This is a genomic window from Neobacillus solisequens, assembly GCF_051233465.1.
Taxonomy (GTDB): Bacteria; Bacillota; Bacilli; order Bacillales; family Cytobacillaceae; genus Neobacillus.
In genome coordinates, this window is the sequence record NZ_JBKFGJ010000020.1 from 72024 (window position 1) to 84875 (window position 12852).

General features: G+C 42.6%; 16 protein-coding genes. 2 read left to right on the plus strand and 14 right to left on the minus strand.

Translation table 11 applies throughout. The features are described from left to right. Positions 1-9: 9 nt before the first annotated feature. The 14 genes from ACI3K6_RS18970 to eutL form a co-directional block, all read right to left on the minus strand. Positions 10-147, minus strand: a complete 138-nt coding sequence (locus tag ACI3K6_RS18970) for a hypothetical protein (protein ID WP_435556047.1) — start codon at positions 145-147, stop codon at positions 10-12. 24 nt (positions 148-171) lie between these two features. Continuing rightward, positions 172-1035 carry an ethanolamine ammonia-lyase subunit EutC gene (eutC, locus tag ACI3K6_RS18975; protein ID WP_435556048.1) on the minus strand — a complete coding sequence of 288 codons (864 nt, stop codon included), beginning with the start codon at positions 1033-1035 and terminating at the stop codon, positions 172-174. Positions 1036-1052: 17 nt separating this feature from the next. Beyond that, on the minus strand, positions 1053-2414 hold the full coding sequence (locus ACI3K6_RS18980; RefSeq protein WP_435556049.1) for an ethanolamine ammonia-lyase subunit EutB: 1362 nt from the start codon (positions 2412-2414) through the stop codon (positions 1053-1055). Positions 2415-2438: 24 nt separating this feature from the next. Then, positions 2439-3872: an ethanolamine ammonia-lyase reactivating factor EutA gene (locus ACI3K6_RS18985; protein ID WP_435556050.1), complete on the minus strand. Its 1434-nt coding sequence runs from the start codon at positions 3870-3872 to the stop codon at positions 2439-2441. Positions 3873-3914: 42 nt separating this feature from the next. Further along, a complete protein-coding gene (locus ACI3K6_RS18990; RefSeq protein ID WP_435556051.1) occupies positions 3915-4505 on the minus strand; it encodes an ANTAR domain-containing response regulator in 591 nt (196 codons plus the stop codon). Beyond that, positions 4495-5925 carry a sensor histidine kinase gene (locus ACI3K6_RS18995; RefSeq protein WP_435556052.1) on the minus strand — a complete coding sequence of 477 codons (1431 nt, stop codon included), beginning with the start codon at positions 5923-5925 and terminating at the stop codon, positions 4495-4497. Before ACI3K6_RS18995 ends, ACI3K6_RS18990 begins: the two co-directional genes overlap by 11 nt. A 100-nt stretch (positions 5926-6025) precedes the next feature. Continuing rightward, complete coding sequence (locus ACI3K6_RS19000; protein ID WP_435556053.1) at positions 6026-6448, minus strand: EutP/PduV family microcompartment system protein; 423 nt, start codon at positions 6446-6448, stop codon at positions 6026-6028. Positions 6449-6459: 11 nt separating this feature from the next. Then, positions 6460-6801, minus strand: coding sequence for an ethanolamine utilization microcompartment protein EutS (gene eutS, locus ACI3K6_RS19005; RefSeq protein WP_435556054.1), 342 nt, complete (start codon positions 6799-6801; stop codon positions 6460-6462). A gap of 21 nt (positions 6802-6822) precedes the next feature. Further along, a complete protein-coding gene (locus tag ACI3K6_RS19010; protein WP_435556055.1) occupies positions 6823-7098 on the minus strand; it encodes a EutN/CcmL family microcompartment protein in 276 nt (91 codons plus the stop codon). Next, positions 7095-7871 (minus strand): hypothetical protein, encoded by a 777-nt coding sequence (locus ACI3K6_RS19015; RefSeq protein ID WP_435556056.1) that lies wholly within the window; start codon positions 7869-7871, stop codon positions 7095-7097. Before ACI3K6_RS19015 ends, ACI3K6_RS19010 begins: the two co-directional genes overlap by 4 nt. Further along, positions 7864-8649, minus strand: coding sequence for a phosphate propanoyltransferase (pduL, locus tag ACI3K6_RS19020; RefSeq protein ID WP_435556057.1), 786 nt, complete (start codon positions 8647-8649; stop codon positions 7864-7866). Before pduL ends, ACI3K6_RS19015 begins: the two co-directional genes overlap by 8 nt. Next, positions 8650-8943 carry an ethanolamine utilization microcompartment protein EutM gene (eutM, locus tag ACI3K6_RS19025; protein WP_435556058.1) on the minus strand — a complete coding sequence of 98 codons (294 nt, stop codon included), beginning with the start codon at positions 8941-8943 and terminating at the stop codon, positions 8650-8652. 17 nt (positions 8944-8960) lie between these two features. Then, positions 8961-10406, minus strand: a complete 1446-nt coding sequence (locus ACI3K6_RS19030; protein WP_435556059.1) for an acetaldehyde dehydrogenase (acetylating) — start codon at positions 10404-10406, stop codon at positions 8961-8963. Positions 10407-10431: 25 nt separating this feature from the next. After that, positions 10432-11082, minus strand: a complete 651-nt coding sequence (gene eutL / locus ACI3K6_RS19035; protein WP_435556117.1) for an ethanolamine utilization microcompartment protein EutL — start codon at positions 11080-11082, stop codon at positions 10432-10434. A 213-nt stretch (positions 11083-11295) separates the two neighbouring features. Here eutL and ACI3K6_RS19040 point away from each other — a divergent pair, with 213 nt between their 5' ends. Beyond that, a complete protein-coding gene (locus ACI3K6_RS19040; protein ID WP_435556060.1) occupies positions 11296-12090 on the plus strand; it encodes a GNAT family N-acetyltransferase in 795 nt (264 codons plus the stop codon). Positions 12091-12416: 326 nt separating this feature from the next. Further along, positions 12417-12836, plus strand: coding sequence for an acyl-CoA thioesterase (locus ACI3K6_RS19045; protein ID WP_435556061.1), 420 nt, complete (start codon positions 12417-12419; stop codon positions 12834-12836). The last annotated feature ends 16 nt before the right edge of the window (positions 12837-12852 follow it).

The following is a 12852-nucleotide window of genomic DNA, read 5'->3' on the forward strand; positions in this document are numbered from 1 at the left end:
CCATTTTTCTTATTTTTCATCCTTTCCAACAAAGATTTCATGTTCTTCTTCCTTAAAGGTTCTGACGTTTTTATTGGCATTCATGCCAATGGCAGTACCGACAACAAGGGTGATAATGACTAATGTAAAACCGATAAAAACCTCCATCTCTTCTCCCCCCCCTTTCCTACCTTATAGCTCCAGCTTAACTCCGCTGATTTGTTGATCAATCATTTTACCTAGAACCGTTCCAATATGTGCGCCTGCTTCGACCGGCGGAGTACCGAGTGGATGGATATTAGAGATGACATTGCGGTCCGATTCCACAATTCCTTTTCTTGGCCTAAAGCACATATAGGCACTCATAGAACTTGCAGAGACTAGTCCGGGCCGTTCACCGATCAACAAAACAAGTGTCTCCGGCTCCAATATGTCACCAATATGATCCATACAGGCAACCCTTCCTCCTTTCACAAAAAAGGGCGTTCCTGTGGTAAGGTTATTTATTTTCAATGAATCTAGTAAAGCTGGATAAACATTCTTTAGATTCGTTTCCACCGCACTGGCACTTAGTCCATCCGAAACGACAATTTGTACTTGCGGCCTGTAAATACATCTTTCTTTGATCGTCTTTACAGCCTCTTCTGTTAAAATCCTCCCTTTATCGGGTCTTTTTAGATACACTTCTTTGTTTTCATAGCAGGTCTCCACTGTAAAAAGATCGAATTCCTGCAGGTAACTTTCAAGTACCTCACCTCCAACTGCATCAATGGCTGCAGCATGGTCGAATTGCAACTTTAACATGGTCTTGGTTAAGGGACGTGTCCCTGTTCTCCACACCCCAATCCGAGCCGGGGTTGCAGCTGTAAGATCGGCAATTCCTGCCGGATAAGCAGGCTCTGGAATAATTGTGTTCCAATCCAATTTCGTAAAGGTCAATGGAGGTTTTTCTTCCTGACTAATTGTTTCTTGTACTGTTTGTTGTTCGGGTGGAATCTTTTTTTGCAATTGCTCCATCACTTTTTGGACTATGAGTGCGATTTGCTGTTCCTTCAACACTAGACCTCCTTTCTTTACATGAAAACCGTCGGGTCACCAGCCCTTTCTGTGAAAATACCATTCTCCATAACACCCATTTTCTTGAGCCATTTTTCAAAAAAAGGTGCAGGTTTAAGGCCAAGGACGCGTCTGACCGAGGCAATATCGTGAAAGCTGGTAGATTGATAATTCAGCATGCAATCATCTGCCATTGGTACGCCAATGAGAAAATTGACACCTGCTGATCCAAGGAGTATAGCAAGATTTTCCATGTCATTTTGATCAGCTTTCATATGGTTGGTATAACAGACATCCACTCCCATCGGCAAGCCTTGGAGTTTCCCCATAAAATGGTCTTCAAGTCCAGCGCGAATAACTTGTTTACTGTTGTAAAGGTATTCTGGGCCGATAAATCCCACAACAGTGTTTACGATGAACGGTTTATATTTTTTTGCAAGGCCGTAACACCTTGCTTCCAATGTGACTTGATCAATCCCATGGTGGGCATCTGAAGACAACTCAGAGCCTTGCCCTGTTTCAAAATACCAAAGGTTAGGGCCAGTCGCAGTACCTTCTTTCTGGATCAGATCATTCGCTTCCTCCAATAGTTCTACACTTATGCCAAATGCCTTATTTCCGGCCTCTGTCCCTGCCAAACTTTGAAAAAGCAAATCTGAAGGGGCTCCATTTTTTATCGCACGCATTTGTGTCGTGACGTGGGCCAGCACACAATTTTGCGTTGGGATCTCGAAGCGGTCGATTTCCTCGCGGGTCATTTGTAAAATTTGCTTCACACTTTCTGCAGTATCAATAACAGGATTCACACCAATGACAGCATCACCAATTCCATAGCTTAAGGCTTCATAAAGAGAGGCCTTAATTCCTTGGATACTATCGGTTGGATGATTGGGCTGTGCCCGACCGGCTAGGGTACCTTTATGGCCGATTGGGTAATTGCATTGGGTGATGATTTCGATTTTGGAGGCTGCCTGAATTAAATCAAGGTTGGACATAATTTTTGTCACGGCTGCGACCATTTCACTTGTTAACCCCCTGCGTATTCGGGAGATATCCTGATTGGTAATAGATTCTGATAAAAGGGTTTCACGCAATTCACTGACAGACCAATTGGCCATCGATTGATAGATTTTTTCATTAATGGAGTCCTCGATCACTTGGGACACTTCGTCTTCCTCAGGGGGCAAGATCGGGTTATTTCGAATGTCACCAAGAGTCAGTTCCGACAACAGATGCCTCGCCGCAAGCCGCTCCTGGGCATCATTGGCAGCAATGCCTGCCAACTGATCGCCTGATTTCTCCTCGTTTGCTTTCGCAAGGATTTCTTTCAAGCTTTGAAACTGGTAGGTTTTATTCACTAACGTAATTTTGGTTTTCAAGTTCTATCACCCCCTGTTTATCCATTATTTTGAAAATGCCAATGTTTTCACTACTACTGGCACCATTGAATCATGCAGTGTCTCACCAATATCGATATAGTCCCCATGCTCTACAACAATTTGATCGATACAGATGACCCCAAGATTCGAGGAAGAGGTATGCAGCCTTAATGCCTGCCCCAACGCCTTGGCGATGTCTGTTTCACATACAACCGCCAAAATAGTAGCATCTGGAAACCATTGTGGATAAAGGGTACCAATTGCTTCTGCCAATTTTTTTAGAGTTTTATAGGAAAAATAGGTCGGACCTGAAATGCTTATGGCAAAAGGAACCTCGTTTTGTCCTCCGTATAATTCTCTTCCTTGTAAAAAAACAGTCTTCAATTGTTGTTCGAAATCTTCAAGGAGTACTATTTTCATAACCGGAATGTTTCGGAGCGGCAAACGATTTGGCTGAATCGAAATGGTTGAGCCGCTGATTCTTGTCGTTTGCATCCCGGCGCCAATCACTGTCGCTCTTGATGTTTGTGTTGCTTTTTGTAAGCTAAGAGGATAGTTTTTCAATGCTTTTAAAAACTCCCTTGCCAATATTGGACCAATATCGTTATATCTTGCCACCTCTGCTAAGCTAATGGGTGGGGCTTCCTCAAGAAGTTTTCCTACTCCGCCCGAAATCATCACGGTCTTAATGGAAGGGAGTGTTACATTGGATGTGCTTAAAATCAGTGGTTCATGTGAATCTATGCCTTTGAGGCCGCATAGGATATCAAGCATATCGAAACATAAGGTATAAACAATTTCTGATAGCTCCTCTAATGTGATTTTCATACCTTTGTTAATGATATAGTTTTTACTTGTTAACCATGGCTTTAGGGAAGGTGAAACAGCTATGATCTCACCTAAAGCATTGATTTCAATCAAACGGCCACCTACATGGAAGGTGATCGTCTCAAGGATTTTTCCTTGTTGAATTATAACAACATTAGCCGTGCCCCCGCCAATATCAATATTGCCAACAACCTCTTTATGTTTTTGAGAAAAATCAAAGGCACCGGATCCCCTGCCGGCAAGGACAGCTTCCAGACTGGCCCCGGCAACAGCTACCACAAAATCACCTGACCGTTCCGCCAAATAATGAATAAGTGCATCGGCATTTTTCTTGATGGCGGACTCGCCCGTAATTATGACTGCACCTGTTTTAATATCGGCAAGTAACATTCCGGCGTTGTTGTATTCTTTTTCGAGCCAATTCATTAATGGGAACAGATCGATTTCTTCATGATTTTTTAAAGGTGTGGAAATGATTTCGCTGACATAGGTTACTTTGCGCTCGACAATGTCGTAATGCGGTAAGGCAAAATGACTGGAGACCCTGCCAAGCGTCAATTCACTCATGATCATTTTAGTTGTGCTGGTGCCAATGTCAATTCCGACACTTTTGATGATTTCAGTGTCCAACAAGCTTCACTCCCGGTATAAAAAGCTTTGTCATTGAGGAATTTATGTTTCGATGATGTTGGTAAGGTCCTTTCCATTTAAGATCGATTCAGCGACCTCAACTAGTGCTATTCGATTTTTCATGCTGTATTCCCTCATAAAACGGTACGCCATATCCTCAGAAAGAAGAAAGGATTCCATCATTCTCCCTTTTGCTTTTTCAATCAATTGCCGCTCGGATAATTTTTGCTTCAAGCTTTGTAAATCCTTTGATAGACATTCAAATTTTCTCTTTTGACTGATGGCAATTTCAATGGCCGGGATGAGATCTGCTTCGGTTACAGGTTTAACAAGGTATGCAGTAATTCCAGATTCTTTGGCATCTTCAATAAGCTCCCGCTGGCTGTATGCTGTCAACAGAAGAATGGCAGTGTCCAATTTTTGCCGTATGATTCTGGCTGCCTTTATCCCGTTTAAAACAGGCATTTTCACATCCATGATCATTAAATCCGGTTTCAGCCTCAAACTGTATTCCACAGCTTCTTCGCCATTTTTGCATTCCTTTATTACTTGATACCCTTCTTCCTTCAGCATTTCACGGAGGTCCATTCGAGTGATCGGATCATCATCAACAATCATGATTCTATAGCTCATCCTGATCCACCTCCGGCATGTGAAATCCAATCGTTACCATTGTCCCTTTTCCCGTATTTTTGAATACTATTTCACCATTCAAATCCTCTTGGACAAGGGTATGGCAGATTTCTAATCCTAAATTCCCAGTTATGTTTGGCTGATATTCAAAGCCTGCCCCGTTATCTAAAACGGTAACTTCAACATAGTCTGCGGCTTTTTTTAATGTAATCAAAATGACACCCTTTGTGGTATTTTGAAAAGCGTGGTTCAGGGCATTTTGAACGAGTTCATTGATAATCAGCGACAACGAGCTGGCATTTCTTGAATTCAGATAGAGTGAATCTCCCAATACCTCTACTCGAATCGGATGCTCATGAATGTGCATGGATGAAACAATGCCTTTGGACATATATTCAAAGATTTCCTTACAATCAACTTCATCTAAACCATCCTGAGATAATACCTCGTGAATAATCGAAATGCTCATGATTCGGTTAATGCTTTCGCGAAAGACCTTTTCCACTTCTTCTGAATTGGAACGGCGCATTTGCAGTCTTAAAAGACTTGCTATGGTTTGCAGATTATTTTTTACCCGATGATGAATTTCTTTAATAACGGCGGATTTTATCATGATTTCTCGCTCTTTTTCCTTCATTTCCGTTACATCACGCAATAGAAGAATTCCCCCAACTTTTTGATCGTCCCGTTGCAGACAAACTGCTTTTATCGTTACAAATCGATTGCCGCATTGAACTTCTTCTGATAAGATGCCTCCATGCTGTTTAATCTGTTCCATTGCAAATCTGCCAAAAAACAAGTCATCTATTTGGGATCCCAGCAATCGATTTTGATGGTCTAGTTTCAGTAACATGGATTGGGCTCGTTGATTGGCAAACGTGATCTTCCCATTATGATTAAAAAGCAGTAAACCCTCATGAATCAGTTCAGGAAGTTTATTTTCAGTCATCACCTGCTGAAAAAGAGTCTCTCCTAACTGCTCTGTTGTCTCCATAAGTACCTCTACATGCTTTTCTTGTTCAACAATCGTCGTGATATCCCGTTCCATGATCAGTGCCGCAATCGTTTGGCCCTGGCCGTTTTTAATCGGCGTGACATTTTGCTGGATATTCACCTTTTCCTGTGAAATCCCCCTTGCTCCCATTACTGCTTCACCCGTTAACAAGCAATGCAGTACTCCAGGCTCGTTCTCTTCCAAAGCAATTTCACCCGTTACCGGCATCTTATATAAAGACGGCCCTGTAGAAGGATGAGACTCTGCTACCACCACAGCTCCATCACCCGAGGCCAACAAACAATCCACAAACATATCCGCCTGTGATACATCCGCCATAAACTGCAGCTGTCCCACAATCTCCTGAACCAACTTCCAATCCTTACTTGACAGCATCGTCAACTCCAGCACCATCTCCGCCCTCATCATCCCACTCCCTTGTGGTCAAGCTTAGTACCATCGTATTCCTAAAATTCAGATAATATTCGATGTGATGGTGCCTGTCACCAATAGCGTCATAGCCGCACTATAAATGTTCTAAAATAGCTTCTCTTAGGAGATCAATGCCTTGATTGGTAACAGATGAGACTGAGTAAATAGGTTTGCCAGGTAGTACGTGTTTCAGGAGATGTTCTGCTTCATTTATATTAGCCTGTGGATGATCGATTTTGGTGATGACACCGATGGCAAAGAGTGGAAAACCTTGTGAAAAGTTAGGAGGCAGAACTGATTGGATTCTAGTTGCATCTTGAATGATTAATAAGACCTTAGCTTCCAAAGCGGTTGCAATTAAAGAACGATAGAACATTGGATTTTCGCTGTATTCACCTGGTGTATCAATGATCCAATCCATATAATTCAACGTCTGCGTTTTGACGGCCGGGGTTGGATCCTCGAGTAATCGCTTTGTAAGCGTGGATTTTCCAGAACCAACTGGACCAATTAACATGACCTTCCCACTCATGACCTGGTAATCTCTGCTGTTTCGAATTTTAAATGCCTATTAAGAAATTGATTGATGGCTTCAATAGCCATTTCTACATTCGAGACGGTTCCGCACACTACAAGAGAACCGGTAAACCGATCCAAATAGCCTAACTCAATATCTGCGGCTTTTGTAGCAATATCTGCCGCGATGATGGCCGTTTCCGTTGGCGTTAACGTCAAGATTCCGATTGCACCCGCCTTTCCCAGACCAAGCTTAGAATACAGAGCCTCATCAGGATTGGCGATAATATGTGCCAAGGTCAACTGCTTACCCGGGACGTATTCTTGAATAACCCGCTGCTTTTTCTCGGTCAATATTTTCCCACCTTTAACCTACTATTCTTCTGGTTCATTAACCTCGAACGAATCGACAATTCCCACAACAACCGCATCAATGGGAGCACTTTTGTGAAAAATGATTCTGGCTGGACTGCCCCTTGAAACAATCACCCGCTCTCCTCTACCGGCTCCAATCCTGTCGGCTGCAATGATGAGCTGGCCGGCCGGTTCCCCCTTCCAAGTAATGGGCTCAATCATCAATAGCTTTAACTGACTCATACCTTCTTCTTTTTGTGTTGCCCAAATGCTGCCAATCACCCTTCCGAGAATCATCCGCTCCCCTCCTTTTGGATGACAAGCTTAATTCCTTTTTCCTTGAGGTAATCCTTCACCAAAGGCGTAAGCGTCGTTCCTTCCTTTACAAACAAGGTTTTCTTATTCCGTATGTTAGTAGAAAGCCACTTAAGTGTTAACACCTTTTCTTGAAAAAAAATCGAGGCGGAATCCTCTTTAGATTCTTCAAAAAGTAATTGAAGAATCGTCTCATATAACTCGGAAGCCTTCGAAAATTGAATCCCCATTTCGGCCAATTCTAGCTTGTATTTTTCAAATTTCCTCTGATATGGTAAGGGTAGTTGCAGTCTTTGAAGAGTCCTTCTGTCCGCCCGTTTTATCCCCGGGGAATCCTCACCTATGACGATCGGTATATTGAGGACTAACCCAGAAAAAATAATTTCCGCTTTCACTGACCCTTTCATCCCATGGCAAACTCTTGCTGCATTATCTAAATCGATTTCTGGTACGATGATCGCATCATACTCTTTCGGCAATTCAATAGGTGCTTTTGCATATTCATCCGCTGCAATCAGTTGCTCGGCCCCAGTTGATTGGATTTGTTGAATGCCTAGCCAAGCCGATGTCTCTCCGTCCAAAAACAATAAATCATAATCGATTTGACGCGATTTTAATAGAATCAACTGGTCAACAAAAGGTTCATGCGCATAACTATCGCAAAAAATAAATAGAACTTTTTTCTTTGGAGTTTCATTTTCTAATAATTTTCGGGTAATTTGCTCTACCAGATTTGCCAACTGTTGTTTATCCATTATCGTCAACTCCCAAAAAAGGAGAAAATATTCGGCCGTTTTTGCCCACCACTCGTACAACATCCCCAGTGGCTAAACCAGCAGCATTCGCTTCATCCTGATCAATATGAAAATCAAGACAATAGGAATCTTTTACTCTAACGATTACTTGTTGAAAAATGACCGCTCTATTCTTAGAAGTTAGCATTAAAGTATCGCCATGATTTACATGGTGAATTTCAGCATCCTTCCCTGTCATATGAACATGATTTTTCGCTACAATCAGTCCGGATTCAATGGTTACAGAACCCCTAGGGCCCACGATAGTGATTCCCGGTGTCCCTTCAATCGAACCAGATAAGCGCACCGGCGGATGAACGCCCAAAACAAATCCATCTGTACGAGAAATCTCAATTTGGGTTTCGTTTCGAAATGGACCTAAAATCCGCACATTTCGAATGACTCCAGCAGGTCCCACAATAGTGACCGTTTCACTTGCTGCAAACTGACCTGGCTGTGATAGTGTCTTCCATTCCTTCAGTAAGGCTCCCTCTCCGAATAGTTTTTTGAAATGTGTTTCGGAAAGGTGAGCGTGGCGATTGGAAACTCCAACCGGAATCATGAATTCAGGGACCTCTTCTTTTTTTATCAAATTGTTTTTACGAACGAGTATATTACGTTCTGTCAAAAAATCCCTTGCAGCAGGGGTTAACACGTCTCCTTCATGGATCATGAACTCTTTATCCAGCTTTTGTTTCGTCCATAATTGACGTAACGTTTTCTCAGTTATCAACGTCATCTACTGCTTATTTTCCAATGTCGGCAGCATCAGTTCGATATCGGAATGCGGCCTTGGAATCACATGAACAGAAATAAGCTCACCCACATTCGATGCCGCTGCAGCGCCTGCATCCGTAGCTGCTTTTACCGCTCCGACGTCCCCTCTGACCATCACGGTAACGAGACCGCCGCCAACTTGAACCTTACCTACCAGGCGTACATCTGCAGCTTTTACCATCGCATCTGCCGCCTCAATCGCTCCGACTAACCCTTTTGTTTCAATCATTCCTAATGCTGAGGTTGCCCCACTCATTCTATTCCCCTCCTAAATTATGTTTTTAATTGTGTTAGAACCTGTAAGACAATATTGGTGATTTCTTCTTCTGTGATCTCCCAATCCTCTTTTGCTACCGGTGGATCTTCAGTCATTTCCCGGATTCCAAATGCCACCCGTTTAATATTCATCAAATGCTGTGGACCAATGTTGTCAGAGGTAATGTTGTTTCCATATGTCCCGCAGCCCAGTGTCAAAGAAGGAAAAATCCCGGTAGTTGCCCCGATCCCGCCAAAAGTAGTCCCGGAATTTACCACGATTCTACCAGCCGGCTTTTTTAAAGCAAACTCTCGAATAATCCCCTCATCCGCTACATGGATTCCCAACGTATGCCCAAGACCGCCCACTTCGAGTAGTTTCAAACACAATGCGCAGCCTTCCTCCCAATCCTTCACTGTGTAAATGGCTAGAATAGGCGATAATTTTTCTAGTGAGAATGGAATGTTTTTCCCGACATCCACCTCTTCTCCCACTAGAATCCGGGTAGTAGAAGGCACTGAAAACCCAGCCAATTCCGCTAGTTTAGTTGGGGACTTACCGACAATTTGCACATTCAAACTATAATTTTTTAAAATAAGTCCAGATAATCTTTCTTTTTCACTGGCATTTAAGCGGTAGGCTCCGTATTTCTCTAATTCTTGTAAAAACACATCTTTTACATCTTCATCAATAACCACAGCTTGTTCAGAGGCACAAATAGTCCCATAATCAAAAGATTTACTTTCGACAATCTGTTTGGCTGCTTTTTGGAGATTGGAACTTTTATGCACATATACCGGCACATTTCCGGGTCCAACCCCATAAGCTGGCTTCCCTGAGCTGTAGGCAGACTTTACCATCCCAGGCCCACCAGTTGCTAAAATTAAGTCTGTCAGTTTATGAGTCATCAACTCTTTCGAGGCTTCCATTGTAGGAGTTTCCAAGCATTGGATGGCCTCATTTGGCGCTCCTGCGGCTATTGCTGCTTGGCTCATGACCCTTGCCGCTTCAAGACAACAATTGAGCGCAGATGGGTGGGGGCTAAAGACAATCGCATTCCTGGCCTTCACCGCAATTAATGATTTAAAGATAATCGTGGAGGTTGGATTGGTGGAAGGTAGAATCCCAGCAATCACCCCGACAGGCTCCGCCACTTCCCATACTTTTTTGACTCGATCCTCTGAAATAATCCCAACGGTTTTTAAGTCTTTGATTGCTTCATATACCTGCTCGGCGGCAAACAAATTTTTTGACCTCTTATCCTTCACATTACCAAACCCTGTTTCTTCAACAGCCATTTGGGCCAATTGTTCAGCATTGGCCACCGCCGCTTCGCTCATTCTTTTCACAATAAGGTCAATTTCATCCTGTGACAGTTGTTCTAATTTTTCTTGTGCCTTGGCTGCTTGGTCCAAACGGCAGCGGACTTCTTGAATTGACAGTAAATCCTGATCCAACTTCATATCATCACCATCCAAACATCTCTACCTAAAAATGGGGCGACCTTGCGATTTTAATAATGGTGTCTGCAAATGCTTCTGCGGCAGCTTTGCAAGAGGATTGGCTTCCTGTTAAAAGACCGCCGCCAAAGTTTGTTTCTGTCGGTGGACCATAAAAGGTACATAATTTCACATCTGCTGCCTTTAATGCTGCATCAAGACCCATCATTGCCTCGAGTGGCGGCGCAATTAAGTAAGCCAACGGCTCCCCTGGTTGAATTCCTGCCTGTTTAGATAAGAACGTGCCAGTTCGAGAGATTGTGTGGGCGTAGAAAGCATGTACTCCTGCTTCATCAACCGCATAAAAGGCAGGCCCCTCATTAATCATTTGCACAGCCACATCTAAACCACTTTTTACCTCGGAAGGTGTAGGTCCTGCGAAAATGCCAATGAACTCTCCCGATAATGGACCTGATGCATGAGCCGCCCCGGCAAAAAATGATTTGGCATAAATGACTTCTACATCAGCCATTTTGGTTGCCTCATCAATCGCTGTATAGCCGACATCATCACTTGAGCTCGTAACCAGTCCAAGACTTTTATAGCGAGCAGGAACCTGCAATTGTTCCCTTAAGCCAACGTCTAAATTAGGAATGACCTGACTCGCTAAGACACTCGCAGGTACACGTTTCAACCCCATCAATTCACCTCCAAAAAGCAAAAAGGTGCCTTGCTGCAGTTTTTCTGCATCAATGGCACCATTGCCGACTATCATTCACTTTTCCTGATTACTATATCCTATTTTATTTATGTGAATTTATACCAACATCATGGATTATTTTTGTCCAACAGTTCTAAAGGCCTTTTTTTCACATAACCATTATTAGATTCGTACTGAGGAGGAGTTTTCAATATGATTCCCTTAAAAGAATTACAAGTTAAGGAAGTCGTTCAATTAACCCAGGACAACATGATGGACCTTATGCGGTTTTGGAGTAGGTTCACTAACGATATCCAGGTAATAGATGGAGAAAATTGCTTCCGAGTACAATCTTCTTTGCCACATCCTTTGTTTAATCATATTTTGAAGACAATAAGCCCAGATAATAGTGAATATTTTATCAAAACGTTGATTCAAGATTATAAAAATATGCATGTCCCATTTCTCTGGAGAGTGTGGGAACATGATACTCCTCAAAACCTCGGGGAAAAATTGAAAGAGTTTGGCGGCGAACAAATTAGAAGCACCTCATTAATGGCTCTAGATATTGATAACTTTCAGCCTCTATCGGATCCAATTCCGGAGTTAATTATTAAACCTGTAAGGAATAAATTCGATTCAAAGAGATTCACGAAATGTTGCTCAACGGCCTTTGAAATACCAGAGTTTTTATCAGAAACACTCACAGAAATATGGTCAAAGCAACATGTTAATTTAGAACATTATGTTGGTTATGTAAATGGAACAGCGGTCGCAACCGCAACAATCTTTTATAGTAATGGCGTGGCTGGAATCTATAATGTGGCAACATTACCTGAATTTCAAGGAAAAGGAATTGGGGTGGAAATGATGACAGCTATTCTTTTAATAGCAAAACTGGAAGGATATAAAACAGCTGTTCTTCATTCAACACTGGTAGGGCTGCGGCTCTACGAAAGACTGGGTTTCCAAAGCTATGGGGAAATGAGACAATACTTATTTTTATAAGTTTGACCGCATCGGTTTGATAATCGATGCTTTTATTTTTTGGCTGTGTTTAACTTGGCTGTTGATTTGCGCTCCAGGTGCTTCGCTTTCCGTGGGCGTTTCGGCGAGCCTCCTCGGCGCTTGCGCCTGCGGGGTCTCTCCAGAACCGTACTCCCACAGGACGTTGATTTTCTTCCTAGATTTCGCCCACGCACGAAGGAAATGCGTTAGCATTTTCGAGGAGTCTTCGCACCTTCCGCTCCAATCAACAGAGTGTAAAAAATCAACACTGTTCTTTAACACAGCCTATTTTTTAAAAGAAATAGCAAATTTTGGGGTGATTAATGATGGATGATTTTCGTTTCTCGCATTGTCTAAAGGTACGTTATTCAGAAATTGATGGACAAAAAATTGTGTTTAACGCCCATTATTTAACCTATATTGATGTGGCGGTAACGGAATATTTTCAGGAGGGGCTTGGCTTAGATTTAAACAGCAGCGACTTTGACTTTGTCTTAGCCAAATCCACTTTGGAATATAAGAATTCCGCTCATTTGAATGATTGGCTGAATATCTGGTGCAAAATGTCCACGGTCGGCACCTCCAGCATGGTGATGAATTGCATGATTACTAGAGAAGGAGAAGACACTCCAATTCTAATAGCTGAGATCATTTATGTTAGCTATGACCCTGAAACTAAAACAACTAGACCAGTTCCGAAATATGTACGGAATAGGATCGAGGAATTTGAAGGTGGAAGTCTTTAACATCATTTCCACTTTT

What these genes read in the sequence shown, in the direction of transcription:
- pduL (WP_435556057.1), bottom strand. Translation starts at nt 8,649, where the DNA reads ATGACGTTGATAACTGAGAAAACGTTACGTCAATTATGGACGAAACAA.
- ACI3K6_RS19015 (WP_435556056.1), bottom strand. Translation starts at nt 7,871, where the DNA reads ATGGATAAACAACAGTTGGCAAATCTGGTAGAGCAAATTACCCGAAAA.
- eutL (WP_435556117.1), bottom strand. Translation starts at nt 11,082, where the DNA reads ATGGGGTTGAAACGTGTACCTGCGAGTGTCTTAGCGAGTCAGGTCATT.
- ACI3K6_RS18970 (WP_435556047.1), bottom strand. Translation starts at nt 147, where the DNA reads ATGGAGGTTTTTATCGGTTTTACATTAGTCATTATCACCCTTGTTGTC.
- ACI3K6_RS19030 (WP_435556059.1), bottom strand. Translation starts at nt 10,406, where the DNA reads ATGAAGTTGGATCAGGATTTACTGTCAATTCAAGAAGTCCGCTGCCGT.
- eutM (WP_435556058.1), bottom strand. Translation starts at nt 8,943, where the DNA reads ATGAGTGGGGCAACCTCAGCATTAGGAATGATTGAAACAAAAGGGTTA.
- ACI3K6_RS18995 (WP_435556052.1), bottom strand. Translation starts at nt 5,925, where the DNA reads ATGAGGGCGGAGATGGTGCTGGAGTTGACGATGCTGTCAAGTAAGGAT.
- ACI3K6_RS19010 (WP_435556055.1), bottom strand. Translation starts at nt 7,098, where the DNA reads ATGATTCTCGGAAGGGTGATTGGCAGCATTTGGGCAACACAAAAAGAA.
- ACI3K6_RS19040 (WP_435556060.1), top strand. Translation starts at nt 11,296, where the DNA reads ATGATTCCCTTAAAAGAATTACAAGTTAAGGAAGTCGTTCAATTAACC.
- ACI3K6_RS18990 (WP_435556051.1), bottom strand. Translation starts at nt 4,505, where the DNA reads ATGAGCTATAGAATCATGATTGTTGATGATGATCCGATCACTCGAATG.
- ACI3K6_RS19000 (WP_435556053.1), bottom strand. Translation starts at nt 6,448, where the DNA reads ATGTTAATTGGTCCAGTTGGTTCTGGAAAATCCACGCTTACAAAGCGA.
- ACI3K6_RS19045 (WP_435556061.1), top strand. Translation starts at nt 12,417, where the DNA reads ATGGATGATTTTCGTTTCTCGCATTGTCTAAAGGTACGTTATTCAGAA.